This is a genomic window from Ramlibacter sp. GS1-15 (assembly GCF_057785015.1).
In genome coordinates this window covers 1255711-1271026 of the sequence record NZ_JBYNTU010000001.1, presented here as the reverse complement: position 1 = coordinate 1271026, position 15316 = coordinate 1255711, and the positions used below count along the sequence as shown (strand labels likewise).

The window sequence follows — 15316 nt, the reverse complement described above, 5'->3', positions numbered from 1 at the left end:
GTCTTCCCGTCAGAGCTTGCTGGTGGCCACGTGCTTGAGGAAGTCGGCGACCGAGGCGTTCATCACATCGGTGAAGGGCTTCGGGTACAGGCCCATCCACAGCACGGCGATCGCGAGCAGGCCCAGCATCAGGAACTCGCGGCTGTTGATGTCGGTGAGCTCCTTGACATGGTCGTTGCCGACCGGGCCGAGGTAGACGCGCTTGAACATCCACAAGGTGTAGGCCGCGCCCCAGATCAGCGCCGAGGCGGCCATCAGGCCCAGCCAGAAATTCGCCTTGACGGTGCCGAGGATCACCATCCACTCGCCGACGAAGCCGGCGGTGGCGGGCAGGCCGCAGTTGGCCATGCAGAACAGCAGCGCGAAGGCGGTGAAGTTGGGCATGGTGTTGACGACGCCGCCGTAGCTCGCGATCTCGCGCGAGTGCACGCGGTCGTACAGCACGCCCACGCACAGGAACATGGCGCCCGACACGAAGCCGTGCGCGATCATCTGGATCAAGCCGCCTTCGACGCCCAGCTCGTTGAAGATGAAGAAGCCGAGCGTGACGAAGCCCATGTGCGCCACCGACGAATAGGCGATCAGCTTCTTCATGTCGGTCTGCACCATCGCGACCAGCCCGACGTAGATCACCGCGATGATCGACAGCGCGATGATGAACCACGCGTATTCGTGCGCGGCGTCGGGCGCGATCGGCATCGAGAAGCGCAGGAAACCGTAGGCCCCGAGCTTCAGCATGATGGCCGCCAGCACTGCGGAGCCGCCCGTGGGCGCCTCGACGTGCACGTCGGGCAGCCAGGTGTGCACCGGCCACATCGGCACCTTCACGGCGAAGGCGGCGAAGAACGCGAAGAACAGGATCGTCTGCGCGGGCAGCGCTAGCGGCAGCTTATGCCAGGTGAGGATGTCGAAGCTGCCGCCGGACTTGGTGTACAGGAACACCAGCGCGACCAGCATCAGCAGGGAGCCGAGCAGCGTGTACAGGAAGAACTTGAACGCCGCGTAGATCTTGTTCGGGCCGCCCCAGACGCCGATGATCAGGTACATCGGGATCAGCGTCGCCTCGAAGAACACGTAGAACAGGATGCCGTCCAGCGCGCAGAACACGCCGATCATCAGGCCCGACAGGATCAGGAACGCGCCCATGTACTGGTTCACGCGCTCCTGGATCACTTCCCACGCGGAGATCACCACCACGAGCGTGATGAAGGCCGTGAGCAGGATGAACCAGATCGCGATGCCGTCGATGCCCAGCTGGTACCAGACGTTGAAGCGCTCGATCCACGGCTGCTTCTCGACGAACTGCATCGCCGACGTGGTGGTGTCGAAGCGCGTGTAGAGCGGAATCGTGACGAGGAAGCTCACCAGCGAGCCGATCAGCGCCAGCCAGCGCACGGTGCGCGCCTGATCGTCCCGTCCCAGCGCGAGCAGCACGACGCCGAAGAAGATCGGCGTCCAGATGGCGAGGCTCAGCAGTCCCATTGTTCTTCTCTTGGTCTTATCGGTTGAGCCATACGAACCACGTCATCAGCACGAAGACGCCGATGATCATCGCGAAGGCGTAGTGATAGATGTAGCCGGTCTGCACCCAGCGGATCACGCCGGCGAACCAGCCGACGATGCGCGCGCTGCCATTCACCGCGGCGCCGTCGATCACGCCCTGGTCCCCGCCCTTCCACAGGCCGATGCCCACGCCGCGCGCCGCCTTGGCCAGCACGTGCTCGTTGAACCAGTCGAAGAAGTACTTGTTTTCCAGGATCGTGTAGAGCAAGGAGAAGCGCTTCTTGATCGCCGCCGGCAGCGCCGGGTTCTTCAGGTACATGTACCAGGCCGCCACGACGCCCGCGAGCGACAGCCAGAACGGCGCCGCGGTGAAGCCGTGCAGCGCCATGGCGAGCGGGCCGTGGAACTCCTCCTTGAGGAACTCCATCGCGTGGTGCTGTTCGCCGTTCACGCTGATGGCGTCCTTCAGGAAATCGGAGAACAGCATCGGGTCGATAAACAGGTAGCCGGCCAGCACCGACGGGATCGCCAGCAGGATCAGCGGTGCGGTGACGACCCAGGGCGTCTCGTGCGGCTCGTGGACCTCGTGGCCGTGCGCGTCCGGCTCCTCGGCGGGATCGTGTTCGTGCTTGGGCGCCTCGTCGTAGCGCTCCTTGCCGTGGAACACCAGGAAATACATGCGGAACGAATAGAACGCCGTGACGAACACGCCGAGGGTGACGGCGAAGTACGCGAACTTCGCACCGTAGATGTGGCTCGCGTGCACCGCCTCGATGATCGAGTCCTTCGAGTAGAAGCCGGCGAAGAACGGCGTGCCGATCAGCGCGACGGAGCCCACCAGCGACGTGATCCAGGTGATCGGCATGTACTTGCGCACATTGCCCATCCAGCGGATGTCCTGGTTGTGGTGCATGCCGATGATCACGGAGCCGGCCGCGAGGAACAGCAGCGCCTTGAAGAACGCGTGCGTCATCAGGTGGAAGACGGCGACCGAGTACGCGGAAGCGCCGAGCGCCACCGTCATGTACCCGAGCTGCGACAGCGTCGAATACGCGACCACGCGCTTGATGTCGTTCTGGACGATGCCCAGGAAGCCCATGAACAGCGCCGTGATCGCGCCGATGATGATGATGAAGGACAGCGCCGTCTCGGACAGCTCGAACAGCGGCGACATGCGCGCCACCATGAAGATGCCGGCCGTCACCATCGTCGCGGCGTGGATCAGCGCGGAAATCGGCGTCGGGCCTTCCATCGAGTCGGGCAGCCAGACGTGCAGCGGGAACTGCGCGCTCTTGCCCATCGCGCCGATGAAGAGGCAAATGCAGATCACCGTGATCAGCATCCAGTCGGTGCCGGGGAACGTGAGCTTGGCGATCTCGCCGGCTTTGGCGAACGCGTCGGCATACGTCAGCGTGCCGGCGTAGGCGGCGATCAGGCCGATGCCCAGGATGAAGCCGAAGTCGCCGACCCGGTTGACCAGGAAGGCCTTCAGGTTGGCGAAGATGGCCGTCGGGCGCGTGTACCAGAAACCGATCAGCAGGTACGACACCAGGCCCACCGCTTCCCAGCCGAAGAACAGCTGCAGGAAGTTGTTGCTCATCACGAGCATCAGCATCGAGAACGTGAAGAGCGAGATGTAGGCGAAGAAGCGGTTGTAGCCCTCGTCCTCGGCCATGTAGCCGATGGTGTAGATGTGCACCATCAGCGACACGAAGGTCACGACGCACATCATCATCGCGGTGAGGCCGTCGATGAGGAAGCCGACTTCCATCTTCAGGCCGCCCACCACCATCCATTCGTAGACGGTCTGGTTCAGGCGCGCGCCGTCCAGGGCCACGGCCTTGAGCGTCATCGCGGAGATCGCGAAGGCGATGGCCACGCCCAGGATCGTGAAAGTGTGCGACAGGCCGCGGCCGATCTTGTTGCCGCCGAAGGTCGTGCCCAGGATGCCGGCGAGCAGCGCGCCGGCCAGCGGCGCGAGCGGGACGACCAGCAGCGTCGAGGCGTTCAGGGTCGAATTCATTGTTGTTCTAGCCCTTGAGTGCGTTCAGGTCGTCGACGCTGATGCCTTCCTTGTTGCGGAACAGCAGCACCAGGATCGCGAGGCCGATCGCGCTCTCGGCGGCGGCCACGGTGAGGATGAAGAACACGAACACCTGGCCGTGCATGTCGCCCAGGTAGTAGGAGAACGCGACGAAGTTCATGTTGACCGCCAGCAGCATCAGCTCGATGCACATCAGCAGCACGATGAGGTTGCGGCGGTTCAGGAAGATGCCGATCACCGACAGCGCGAACAGCATCGCGCCCAGCGAGAGGAAGTGGCCCAGGGTGATCGTCATGCCTTGTTCTCCACGGCGGCGGTGGCCTCGGGCTGCGGCGGCGCGGCCACCGTCGGGGCGATCTTCACGATCTGCAGGCGGTCGCGCGCCTTCACGCGCACCTGCAGCGAGGGATCGAGGTGGCGGCTGTCCTTGCGGGTGCGCAGCGTCAGTGCGATGGCAGCGACGATCGCCACCAGCAGGATCACGGCCGCGATCTCCAGCGGGAACAGGTAGCCGCTGTACAGCAGCTTGCCCAGTTCCTTGGTGTTGGAGAACTGCACGCCCTGCGCCGCGGCCTGCGCCACGGCCGGCATCGCGCGCGGCTCCTCGGGACGGAAGCCGCCCATCAGCACGGCGGCCATTTCGAGCGCGATGATGGCGCCGACCGTCGCTGCGAGCGGGAAGTGCTTCCAGAAGCCGGCCCGCAGGTGCGCCACGTCGATGTCCAGCATCATCACGACGAAGAGGAACAGCACCATCACGGCGCCGACATAGACCAGCACCAGCGAGATCGCGAGGAATTCGGCCTTGAGCAGCAGCCACACGGCCGCGGCCTGGAAGAAGGCGAGCACGAGGTACAGCGCCGCGTACACGGGGTTGCGCGCGGTGATCACGCGGAACGCCGAGAACAGCAGGATCGCCGAGAAGAGGTAGAAGAAACCGGTGCGGATGTCCATATAGCTCTAGCGGTGCATCAACGGTATGGCGCGTCCGCCGCCTTGGCCGCCGCGATTTCCTTCTCGTAGCGATCGCCCACGGCCAGCAGCATGTCCTTGGTGAAGTACAGGTCGCCGCGCTTTTCGCCGTGGTACTCGAGGATGTGGGTCTCGACGATCGAATCCACCGGGCAGCTTTCCTCGCAGAAGCCGCAGAAGATGCACTTCGTGAGGTCGATGTCGTAGCGCGTCGTGCGGCGCGTGCCGTCGGCGCGCTGGTCCGACTCGATCGTGATCGCCAGCGCCGGGCACACGGCCTCGCATAACTTGCAGGCGATGCAGCGCTCCTCGCCGTTCTCGTAACGGCGCAGCGCGTGCAGGCCGCGGAAGCGCGGGGACAGCGGTGTCTTTTCTTCCGGGAACTGGATGGTGATCTTGCGGGAGAACATGTACTTCCCGGTGATCCTCATGCCCTTGAGCAGCTCCCACAGCGCGAAGCTGCGGAAGAAGTCGCCCAGCGAAAAATTGGATGTGGCAGTGGCGCTCATGGTCACTTCCAGATGTTGTACGAGGTCTGCATCCAGGCGCCGACCACCACCAGCCACACGAGCGTGACGGGGATGAAGATCTTCCAGCCCAGGCGCATGATCTGGTCGTAGCGGTAGCGCGGGAACGTCGAGCGCACCCACAGGAACACCGTCACGACCGCGAAGGTCTTGATTCCGAGCCAGATCCAGCCCGGGATGAAATCGAGCGCGGCAATGGGCGAGAGCCAGCCGCCGAGGAACATGGTCACGCACAGGATCGAGACCAGCCACATGTTGGCGTACTCCGCGAGGAAGAACATCGCGAAGCTCATGCCCGAGTACTCGATCATGTGGCCGGCCACGATCTCCGATTCGCCTTCCACAACGTCGAAAGGATGGCGGTTGGTTTCGGCCAGGCCCGAGATGAAGTACACGAGGAAGATCGGCAGCAGCGGCAGCCAGTTCCACGAGAACAGGCTCCAGCCGTGCGAGGCGGCAAAGCCCCTGCCCTGGCTCATGACGACGTCGCTCAGGTTCAGCGAGCCGGTGACCATCAGCACGACGACCAGCGCGAAGCCCATGGCGATCTCGTAGCTGACCATCTGCGCGGAAGCGCGCAGCGCGCCGAGGAAGGCGTACTTCGAGTTCGAGGCCCAGCCCGCGATGATGACGCCGTACACCTCCATCGAGGTGATCGCCATCAGGAACAGCAGGCCCGCGTTGATGTTCGACAGGGCGACGTCCGGCCCGAACGGGATGACGGCCCATGCGGCCAGCGCCGGCATGATGGTCATGATCGGGCCGAGGTAGAAGAGGCCCTTGTTCGCGACCGTGGGAAGGATGATTTCCTTCGTGAGGAGCTTGAGCGCGTCGGCGATCGGCTGCAGCAGCCCGAGCGGGCCGATGCGGTTGGGGCCGATGCGGATCTGCGTGAAGCCGATGGCCTTGCGCTCCCAGAGCGTCAGGTACGCCACGGCGCCCATCAGCGGGACCACCACGACGATGATCTTGATCAGTGCCCAGACCACCGGCCAGCCGGCGGCCGTCCACCAGGGCGCGCCGATCAGGCCGTTGCCGAAACCGTAGATCGAATCGATCATGCCGGCACCCCTTCCTGCGGCGCGCGCGTGACTTGCGCATCGGCCGTCAGCTGCAACGCCGGCGCGCGGCGCACGATGGAATCGAGCTGGTAGATCGCGGCGGTCACGGGCTTGCCCGCCTTCGCGTTGAGGTCGACCGCGGCCTTCGTCGCGTTGCTCAGAAGGCCGCCCTGCACGATGGGCTGGTTCGCGTCCTGCGCACCGCGCGCGGCCACGAGCACTTCCTGGGCCGACTCGTAGTCGAAGCCCGGCAGGCCCAGCATGTTCCCCAGGACGCGCAGCACCTTCCAGCCCGGGCGCGTGTCGGCCAGCGGCTTCACCACGGCGTGGAACGACTGCACGCGGCCTTCGGCATTGACGAAGGTGCCGGGCGTCTCGGTCCACGGCGCGATCGGGAGCAGCACGTCGCTGAACTCCATGTTCGCCTTGAACGGGCTCAGGGTGATGACCATCTCGGCCTGCTCGAGCGCGGCACGGGCGTTGCGGCCGGCGGCGGAATCGAACTCGGGCTCGTTGTTCAGGAGCACCACGGCCTTGAGCGCGCCGGAGAGCATCTGCCCGGCGTTCAGGCCGCCCTCCCCGGGCATCGCGTTCACGAGCTGCGCGCCCACGGTATTCGCGGCCTCGGTGAGATAGCCCACCGTCGCGCCGGTGCGCTCGCCGATCCAGTTGGCCAGCGCCAGCAGGGACGCGGCGTTGGCGTGGTGCGCGGCGGCGTTGCCCAGCAGGATGGCGTTGCGCTCGCCGCCCCAGGTGAGCGACTTCGCGATGGCCTTGGCCTTGTCGGTGACGTTGCCTTTCACCGGAGGCGTGCCGCCCTTGATCTCGCCGACCGCCGCGGCCACGTCCGCGAGCGCCTGCGCCCAGTCGGAAGCCGGAGCGATCTGCGAAGCGGCGACGCTCATCGCCCAGTCGTTGTCCTTGTCGTGGATCACCGCGACCTTCGCGCCCTTGCGCACCGCCGCGCGCACGCGCAGCGCGAACAGCGGATGGTCCTTGCGCAGGTTCGAGCCGACGACCAGCGCGCCCTGCAGGTTCGACAGCGAGGCGATGCTCGTGCCGAGCCAGCGCACACCTTCGTGTGTCGTGAACTGGGCGTTGCGCAGGCGGTAGTCGATGTTCTGGCTGCCCAACGCGCGCACGAGCTTCTGCGCGAGGAACAGCTCCTCCACTGTGCTGTGCGGGCTGGCCAGCGCGCCGATGCTCTTCGCACCGTGCTCGGCCTGGATGTTCTTCAGCCCGTGCGCGACGTACTCGAGCGCGGTCTGCCAGTCCACGGCCTTCCACTCGCCGCCCTGCTTGATCATGGGCGCGGCGAGGCGCGAATCCTCGTTCAGCGCTTCATACGAGAAACGGTCGCGGTCGGCCAGCCAGCACTCGTTCACGTCCTCGTTCTCGAGCGGCAGCACGCGCAAGACCTTGTTGTTCTTGACCTGCACGATCAGGTTGGCGCCGGTCGAATCGTGGGGGCTGACCGACTTGCGGCGCGACAACTCCCAGGGGCGGGCCTGGTAGCGGAAAGGCTTGCTGGTGAGCGCGCCGACCGGGCACAGGTCGATCATGTTGCCGGACACTTCCGAGTCGACCGTGTCGCCCAGCACCGTCGTGATCTCGCTGTGCTCGCCGCGATGGATCATGCCCAGCTCCATCACGCCGGCCACCTCCTGGCCGAAGCGCACGCAGCGGGTGCAGTGGATGCAACGGCTCATCTCCTCCATGGAGATCAGCGGGCCGACGTCCTTGTGCAGCACCACGCGCTTCTCTTCCTCGTAGCGCGAGGCGGAGCCGCCGTAGCCCACGGCCAGGTCCTGCAACTGGCACTCGCCGCCCTGGTCGCAGATCGGGCAGTCCAGCGGGTGGTTGATCAGCAGGAACTCCATCACCGACTGCTGCGCCTTGATCGCCTTGTCGCTCTTGGTGCGGACGATCATCCCGTTGGTCACGGGCGTGGCACACGCCGGCATGGGCTTGGGCGCCTTCTCGACGTCCACCAGGCACATGCGGCAATTGGCCGCGATGGAAAGCTTCTTGTGATAGCAGAAGTGCGGGATGTAGATGTCCGCCTTGTCGGCCGCATGCATGACCATGCTGCCTTCGGCCACCTCGACCTTCTTGCCGTCGATATTGACTTCGATCATTTGGCGAGACTCACGGAAGGCGCGGGGGACGCAGCTTGCGCCTTCGCGATCTTGGCTTCGAATTCGTGCCGGAAGTGCTTGAGCATCGCGCGCACCGGCATGGCGGCGGCGTCGCCCAGCGCGCAGATCGTGCGGCCCTGGATGTTGTCGGCCACGTTGTCCAGCAACGCCAGGTCGCCCGGCTTGCCGTACCCGTTCTGGATGCGGTCGATCACGCGCCACATCCAGCCCGTGCCCTCGCGGCAGGGCGTGCACTGGCCGCAGGACTCGTGCATGTAGAAGTAGGACAGGCGCAGCAGGCTTTCGACCATGTCACGCGTCTCGTCCATCACGATCACGGCACCCGAGCCGAGCATGGAGCCCGCCTTCGCGATGGAGTCGTAGTCCATCGTGCAGTTCATCATGATGTCGGCCGGCAGCACCGGCGCGGACGAGCCGCCCGGAATCACCGCCTTCAGCTTCTTGCCGCCGCGCACGCCACCGGCGAGTTCGAGCAGTTTCGAGAAAGGCGTGCCCAGCGGGATCTCGTAGTTGCCGGGCAGCTCCACGTCGCCGGAGATCGAGAAGATCTTCGTGCCGCCGTTGTTCGGCTTGCCGCAGTCGAGGTAAGCCTGGCCGCCGTTGCGGATGATCCAGGGCACCGCCGCGAAGGTCTCGGTGTTGTTGATCGTGGTGGGCTTGCCGTACACGCCGAAGCTCGCCGGGAACGGCGGCTTGAAGCGCGGCTGGCCCTTCTTGCCTTCGAGCGACTCCAGCAGCGCCGTCTCTTCGCCGCAGATGTAGGCGCCGAAGCCGTGGAACGCGTGCAGCTGGAACGAGAAGCTCGAGCCGAGGATGTTGTTGCCCAGCAACCCGGCCGCCCTCGCCTCTTCCAGCGCCTCTTCGAAGCGCTCGTACACCTGGAAGATCTCGCCGTGGATGTAGTTGTAGCCCACGGTGATGCCCATCGCGTAGGCCGCGATGATCATGCCCTCGATGACGATGTGCGGGTTGTACGCGAGGATGTCGCGGTCCTTGCAGGTGCCCGGCTCGCCCTCGTCGGAGTTGCACACCAGGTACTTCTGGCCCGGGAACTGGCGCGGCATGAACGACCACTTCAGGCCCGTCGGGAAGCCCGCGCCGCCGCGGCCGCGCAGCGCCGATTCCTTCACCGTGGCGATCACCTGGTCCTGCGTCAGGCCTTCGGACAGGATCTTCTTCAGCGCCTTGTAGCCGTCGCGCGCCTCGTAGTCCTTCAGGCGCCAGTTGGTGCCGTCCAGGCCCGCGTAGATCTGCGGGCTGATGTGGCGGTCGTGAAAGCAGGTCTGGACGCCCGTGGCCTGGAACTGCGAAAGCACTTGCTGCGGGGTCATGCCTTGCCCTCCGCAGCGCGCAAGCCATCCACCAGCTGGTCGAGCTTGTCCTTGGACATGAAGCTGCACATGGTGCGGTCGTTGACCAGCATCACCGGCGAATCGGCGCAGGCGCCCAGGCATTCGCTTTGCTGCAGCGTGAACAGGCCGTCGGGCGTCGTTTCGCCCATCGCGATGCCCAGCTTCTTCTCGAGGTGGTGCAGCGCCACGGCGCCGTCACGCAGCTGGCACGGCAGGTTGGTGCAGACGTTCAGCTTGTACTTGCCGACCGGCTGCTGGTTGTACATGTTGTAGAAGGTCGTCACCTCGTGCACCGCGATCGCCGGCATGCCCAGGTAATCGGCGATTTCCTTTTCGGCGTCCAGGCTCACGTAGCCTTGTTCCTTCTGCACGATGGCGAGGCACGCCATCACCGCGGACTGCTTCTGGTCCGCCGGGTACTTCGCGACTTCCTTGTCGAAAGCCGCACGCACTTGCTCCGTCACGATCATCGATCGATCTCCCCGAACACGATGTCCATCGTGCCGATCACGGCCACCGCGTCGGCGATCATGTGCCCGCGCGACATCTCGTCCATCGCCGCCAGGTGCGGGAAGCCCGGCGCGCGGATCTTCATGCGGTACGGCTTGTTGGCGCCGTCGCTCACGATGTAGATGCCGAACTCGCCCTTCGGGTGTTCCACGGCCGCGTACGACTCGCCTGCCGGAACGCGCATGCCTTCCGAGAACAGCTTGAAGTGGTGGATCAGCTCCTCCATGTTGGTCTTCATGGATTCGCGGTCCGGCGGCGCCACCTTGTGGTTGTCGGTGATCACCGGGCCCGGGTTCGCGCGCAGCCACGCGACGCACTGCTGGATGATCTTGTTGGACTCGCGCATCTCCTGCACGCGGACCAGGTAGCGGTCGTAGCAGTCGCCGGTCCTGCCGATCGGCACGTCGAAGTCCATCCTGTCGTAGACCTCGTAGGGCTGCTTCTTGCGCAGGTCCCAGGCGATGCCCGAGCCGCGCAGCATCGGGCCGGTGAAGCCCATGTTCAGCGCGCGCTCCGGCGTGACGACGCCGATGCCCACGGTGCGCTGCTTCCAGATGCGGTTGTCGGTGAGCAGCGTCTCGTACTCGTCCACGTAGTGCGGGAAGCGCCTGGTGAAGTCCTCGATGAAATCGAGCAGCGAGCCGCTGCGGTTCTCGTTCAGCTTGTCGACGGCGCGCTGGTTGCGAACCTTGCTCGCCTTGTACTGCGGCATGGAATCCGGCAGGTCGCGGTACACGCCGCCCGGGCGGTAGTACGCCGCGTGCATGCGCGCGCCCGACACGGCCTCGTACATGTCGAAGAGATCTTCCCGCTCGCGGAAGCAGTAGATCAGCATGTTCATCGCGCCGCAGTCCAGGCCGTGCGCACCCAGCCACAGCAGGTGGTTCAGCAGGCGCGTGATCTCGTCGAACATCACGCGGATGTACTGGGCGCGGATCGGCACGTCGATTTCCAGCAGCTTCTCGATCGCGAGGCAGTACGCATGCTCGTTGGACATCATCGACACGTAGTCGAGGCGGTCCATGTAGGGCAGCGTCTGGATGAACGTGCGCGTCTCGGCGAGCTTCTCGGTCGCGCGGTGCAACAGGCCGATGTGCGGGTCGGCGCGCTGGATCACCTCGCCGTCGAGTTCCAGCACCAGGCGCAGCACGCCGTGCGCGGCCGGGTGCTGGGGGCCGAAGTTCAGGGTGTAGTTCTTGATCTCGGCCATTTAATGCAGGCCCCCGTAGTTCTCTTCGCGGATGATGCGCGGCGTGATTTCGCGCGGCTCGATCGTCACCGGCTGGTAGATCACCCGGCCGCGCTCGGCGTCGTAGCGCATCTCCGTGTAGCCGGAGACCGGGAAGTCCTTGCGGAACGGGTGGCCGATGAAGCCGTAGTCGGTCAGGATCCGGCGCAGGTCGGCGTGACCTTCGAAGACGATGCCGTACAGGTCGAACGCCTCGCGCTCGAACCAGTTCGCGGAGTTCCACAGGCCGGTCACCGAATCGATCACCGGCAGCTCGTCGTCGGGGCAGAACACCTTCAGGCGCACGCGCTGGTTCAGGCTGACCGACAGCAGGTGCGACACGACACAGAAGCGCGGGCCGTCCCATTCGCCGTTGCCCCAGCCGGAGTAATCGACGCCGCACAGGTCGATCAATTGCTCGAACTTGCAGCCGGGCGCATCGCGCAGCAGCTTGGCCGCGGCCAGGTAGTTCGCGGGCGTGACGGTGACCGTCACTTCATCGAGCTTGAGTTCGACGCTCTTGGCCAGCTCGCCCAGTGCAGCCGCGAGCGCGTCTTTCAGCGCCGCCGGATCGACGGCGAAAGGAGTGATCGCAGTCATCAGGCCCTCGCGATCGTCTGGGTGCGGCGGATCTTCTGCTGCAGCTGGATGATCCCGTAGAGCAGCGCTTCGGCCGTCGGCGGGCAACCGGGCACGTACACGTCGACCGGCACGATGCGGTCGCAGCCGCGCACCACCGAGTACGAGTAGTGGTAGTAGCCGCCGCCGTTCGCGCACGAGCCCATCGAGATCACCCAGCGCGGCTCGGGCATCTGGTCGTACACCTTGCGCAGGGCCGGCGCCATCTTGTTGCACAGCGTGCCGGCGACGATCATCAGGTCCGATTGGCGGGGGCTCGGGCGGAACAGCATGCCGAAGCGGTCGATGTCGTAACGGGCCGCGCCCGCATGCATCATCTCCACCGCGCAGCACGCGAGGCCGAACGTCATGGGCCACAGCGAGCCCGTCTTCGCCCAGTTGATCACCGAGTCCACGGTGGTCGTGACCAGGCCCTTGTCCAGAATGCCTTCAGTAGCAGCCATAAGCTTGTGTAGCGGGTCGCAGGGATCACTCCCAGTCGAGCGCGCCCTTCTTCCATTCGTACACGAACCCCACCACGAGGATGGCGAGGAAGATCATCATCGACCAGAAGCCCACGGCGCCGATCTCCTTCAGGGCCACGGCCCACGGAAAGAGGAAGGCGATTTCCAGGTCGAACAGGATGAAGAGGATGGCGACGAGGTAGTAGCGCACGTCGAACTTCATGCGCGCGTCCTCGAACGCTTCGAAGCCGCACTCGTAAGGCGAGTTCTTCGCGGCGTCGGGCTTCTGGAAACCCAGGCCCTTGGAGAAGACCCAGCCCAGCACCTGCGGTGCGACCCCGACGCCTATGCCCACCAGGATGAACAGGAGGACGGGCAGGTACTGGTCAAGGCTCATTTGGGCTCTCGTCACCGCTGTGTCCGCGGGCCCGGTATCCCCGTGCGCGCGGGCCAGCTTTCTTGTTTGGTGCCGTCGGCGAGACTCGAACTCGCACAGCTTTCGCCACTACCCCCTCAAGATAGCGTGTCTACCAATTTCACCACGACGGCAGGTTGCTTCACGTGCCCGGACAGCCTCAGGGCTGCTTTCAATCCACGAGGTTTTTTGTGAATTGTTGCTTTCCGGACAGCCTTGGAGTTTACCCTGAAACCAGTGCCGTGCTCCGCTAGTGGCACGGCAATGACCAAGGTCACTTGGCCGGAATCTGCGCCGCGCCCGACGCGGCGGGTGCGGGCGCAGGAGACGACGCGGTAGAGGCGGCCGCGGGCGCCGAAGTTCCCGGGATCAGCGCCGCACCCGAAGCCGGCGCCGCAGGCGCCGGCGCGACCTGGGCACGCTCGAGCACGCTGCTCGATTCCGGCGTGCGCAGGTTGCCGAAGTAGGCCAGCGCCAGCGTGCAAACGAAGAACACGGAAGCCAGCACAGCCGTCGTGCGCGAGAGGAAGTTCGCGCTGCCCGACGCGCCGAACAGGCTGCCCGAGGAGCCGCTGCCGAAGGCCGCGCCCATGTCGGCACCCTTGCCATGCTGGATGAGGATGAGCCCGATCATCCCGATCGCGGTGAGCATCTGCACCGCCAGCAGCACCGTCAACAAAACGTTCATTTCCGTCTACTCCTGTTGTTCTTGCCCTGCCCGGCCTCAGCGCGAGGCAGCGGCGATGATTTGTAGGAAATCGGGGGCCTTCAGTGACGCCCCGCCGATGAGCCCGCCGTCCACGTCGGGTTGCGCGAGCAGCGACGCGGCGTTGCCCGCGTTCATGCTCCCGCCGTAAAGGATCTGCACGCGCTCGGAGTGTTCCGTCGCGGCCTTCAGCTGCGCGCGCAGCAGCGCGTGCACTTCCTGCGCCTGCTGCGGGGTTGCCGTGCGGCCCGTGCCGATGGCCCACACCGGCTCGTACGCGACCACGATCTCGCTGATGCAATGGCCGTTGGTGTGGATCACGGCCGCCATCTGGCGCTTGACCACGTCCTGCGTGCGGCCGGCTTCGCGCTCGGCCAGCGTCTCGCCCACGCACACGATGGGCGTGATGCCGTGCGCGAGCGCGGCCTTGGCCTTCTCGGCCACCGCTTCGTCGCTTTCGCCGTGGTACTGGCGGCGCTCCGAATGGCCGACGATCGCATAGCGCACCCCGAACTCGCGCAGCATGGGAGCCGACACTTCGCCCGTGTACGCCCCCTGCTCGTGGCGCGACACATCCTGCGCACCCAGCTCGATCTTCGTGCCGCTGCGCAACTGGTTCACCTGCTCGAGGTAGGGCGCGGGCACGCACACGGCGACCGTGCACTGCGCCCCGTCCATGCCCGCCGCGACGGCGCGCACCAGCTGCTCGTTCGCCACGAGGCTGCCGTTCATCTTCCAGTTGCCGGCGATGAGCTTGTTCTTCTTCATGACCAGGTGAGGACGATCTTGCCGACGTGCTGGTTCGACTCCATCAGCTCGTGCGCCTTGGCGGCGTCGGCTGCGGCGAATGTGCTGTGGATGACCGGCTGCACGGCTTTCCTCTCGATCAGGGGCCACACGCGCTGCTGCAGCGACTGCGCGATGGCCGCCTTGAAGGCGACCGGGCGCGGGCGCAGCGTCGAACCGGTGATCGTGAGGCGCCGGCGCAGCACGAGCCCGGCGTTGAATTCGCTCTTGGTGCCGCCCTGGATCGCGATGATCACGATGCGGCCGTCTTCGGCCAGGCAGTCGACCTCGCGCGCGACGTAGCCGCCCGCCACCATGTCGAGGATCACGTCGACGCCGGCGCCGTTGGTGAGCTTCTTCGCCTCGGCCGCGAAATCCTGCGTCTTGTAGTTGATCGCGTGGTCGGCGCCGAGCTTGAGGCATGCCTGGCACTTGTCGTCGCTGCCCGCCGTCGCCAGCACCTGCGCGCCGAACGCCTTGGCCAGCTGGATCGCCGTGACGCCGATGCCGCTGGTGCCGCCCTGCACGAGGAAGGTCTCGCCGGCCCGCAGGCGTCCGCGATCGAACACGTTGCTCCACACGGTGAAGAACGTCTCCGGCAGCGAAGCCGCCTCGATGTCGCTCAGGCCCTTCGGGACCGGCAGGCACTGGCCGATCGGCGCGACGCACAGCTCGGCGTAGCCGCCGCCGGCGACGAGCGCGCAGACGCGATCGCCCTTCTTGAATCCGGCCGCCGCGAGTTCCCTGTCGTCGCCGCCGGCGATCTCACCCGCGACTTCGAGGCCGGGAATGTCCGACGCGCCCGGCGGCACGGGGTAATGACCCATGCGCTGGAGCACGTCGGGGCGGTTCACGCCGCTCGCACGGACGCGAATGAGCAGCTCGCCCGGCCCCGCGACGGGGTCGGGCCGCTCGCCCAGCACCAGGACGCCCGGCGGGCCGTACGACGTGATCTCGACCGCTTTCACGGG

General features: G+C 65.8%; 16 protein-coding genes and 1 tRNA gene. All 17 read right to left on the bottom strand.

The genetic code is table 11. The annotated features are described in order from the left end of the window. Positions 1-9: 9 nt before the first annotated feature. The 17 genes from AC3EF3_RS06365 to AC3EF3_RS06285 all read right to left on the bottom strand — a co-directional run bounded on the left by AC3EF3_RS06365 (position 10) and on the right by AC3EF3_RS06285 (position 15313). Positions 10-1482, bottom strand: coding sequence for an NADH-quinone oxidoreductase subunit M (locus tag AC3EF3_RS06365; protein ID WP_488531315.1), 1473 nt, complete (start codon positions 1480-1482; stop codon positions 10-12). Between the two features lie 16 nt (positions 1483-1498). After that, complete coding sequence (gene nuoL / locus AC3EF3_RS06360; protein ID WP_488531314.1) at positions 1499-3526, bottom strand: NADH-quinone oxidoreductase subunit L; 2028 nt, start codon at positions 3524-3526, stop codon at positions 1499-1501. Positions 3527-3533: 7 nt separating this feature from the next. Further along, positions 3534-3842: an NADH-quinone oxidoreductase subunit NuoK gene (nuoK, locus tag AC3EF3_RS06355; RefSeq protein ID WP_488531313.1), complete on the bottom strand. Its 309-nt coding sequence runs from the start codon at positions 3840-3842 to the stop codon at positions 3534-3536. Continuing rightward, complete coding sequence (locus tag AC3EF3_RS06350) at positions 3839-4501, bottom strand: NADH-quinone oxidoreductase subunit J (RefSeq protein WP_488531312.1); 663 nt, start codon at positions 4499-4501, stop codon at positions 3839-3841. The genes nuoK and AC3EF3_RS06350 overlap by 4 nt, the downstream gene beginning before the upstream one ends. Positions 4502-4518: 17 nt before the next feature. Then, entirely contained in the window at positions 4519-5028 is a 510-nt protein-coding gene (nuoI, locus tag AC3EF3_RS06345) for an NADH-quinone oxidoreductase subunit NuoI (RefSeq protein WP_488531311.1), read from the bottom strand. 2 nt (positions 5029-5030) lie between these two features. Continuing rightward, complete coding sequence (gene nuoH / locus AC3EF3_RS06340; protein WP_488531310.1) at positions 5031-6107, bottom strand: NADH-quinone oxidoreductase subunit NuoH; 1077 nt, start codon at positions 6105-6107, stop codon at positions 5031-5033. Further along, positions 6104-8245: an NADH-quinone oxidoreductase subunit NuoG gene (gene nuoG, locus AC3EF3_RS06335; RefSeq protein ID WP_488531309.1), complete on the bottom strand. Its 2142-nt coding sequence runs from the start codon at positions 8243-8245 to the stop codon at positions 6104-6106. The genes nuoH and nuoG overlap by 4 nt, the downstream gene beginning before the upstream one ends. Continuing rightward, complete coding sequence (nuoF, locus tag AC3EF3_RS06330; protein WP_488531308.1) at positions 8242-9597, bottom strand: NADH-quinone oxidoreductase subunit NuoF; 1356 nt, start codon at positions 9595-9597, stop codon at positions 8242-8244. Before nuoF ends, nuoG begins: the two co-directional genes overlap by 4 nt. Further along, positions 9594-10088: an NADH-quinone oxidoreductase subunit NuoE gene (nuoE, locus tag AC3EF3_RS06325; protein WP_488531307.1), complete on the bottom strand. Its 495-nt coding sequence runs from the start codon at positions 10086-10088 to the stop codon at positions 9594-9596. The genes nuoF and nuoE overlap by 4 nt, the downstream gene beginning before the upstream one ends. Beyond that, positions 10085-11338, bottom strand: a complete 1254-nt coding sequence (locus AC3EF3_RS06320; RefSeq protein WP_488531306.1) for an NADH-quinone oxidoreductase subunit D — start codon at positions 11336-11338, stop codon at positions 10085-10087. Before AC3EF3_RS06320 ends, nuoE begins: the two co-directional genes overlap by 4 nt. Continuing rightward, positions 11339-11956, bottom strand: a complete 618-nt coding sequence (locus tag AC3EF3_RS06315) for an NADH-quinone oxidoreductase subunit C (protein ID WP_488531305.1) — start codon at positions 11954-11956, stop codon at positions 11339-11341. Continuing rightward, entirely contained in the window at positions 11956-12438 is a 483-nt protein-coding gene (locus AC3EF3_RS06310) for a NuoB/complex I 20 kDa subunit family protein (RefSeq protein ID WP_488531304.1), read from the bottom strand. Before AC3EF3_RS06310 ends, AC3EF3_RS06315 begins: the two co-directional genes overlap by 1 nt. 25 nt (positions 12439-12463) lie before the next feature. Further along, positions 12464-12835, bottom strand: coding sequence for an NADH-quinone oxidoreductase subunit A (locus AC3EF3_RS06305; protein ID WP_488531303.1), 372 nt, complete (start codon positions 12833-12835; stop codon positions 12464-12466). A gap of 67 nt (positions 12836-12902) precedes the next feature. Next, positions 12903-12987 (bottom strand) — tRNA-Leu (locus AC3EF3_RS06300). Positions 12988-13127: 140 nt separating this feature from the next. After that, positions 13128-13541 carry a preprotein translocase subunit SecG gene (gene secG, locus AC3EF3_RS06295; protein WP_488531302.1) on the bottom strand — a complete coding sequence of 138 codons (414 nt, stop codon included), beginning with the start codon at positions 13539-13541 and terminating at the stop codon, positions 13128-13130. Positions 13542-13577: 36 nt separating this feature from the next. Continuing rightward, entirely contained in the window at positions 13578-14327 is a 750-nt protein-coding gene (gene tpiA, locus AC3EF3_RS06290; protein WP_488531301.1) for a triose-phosphate isomerase, read from the bottom strand. Next, positions 14324-15313 carry an NAD(P)H-quinone oxidoreductase gene (locus AC3EF3_RS06285; RefSeq protein WP_488531300.1) on the bottom strand — a complete coding sequence of 330 codons (990 nt, stop codon included), beginning with the start codon at positions 15311-15313 and terminating at the stop codon, positions 14324-14326. The genes tpiA and AC3EF3_RS06285 overlap by 4 nt, the downstream gene beginning before the upstream one ends. Positions 15314-15316: the final 3 nt, after the last annotated feature.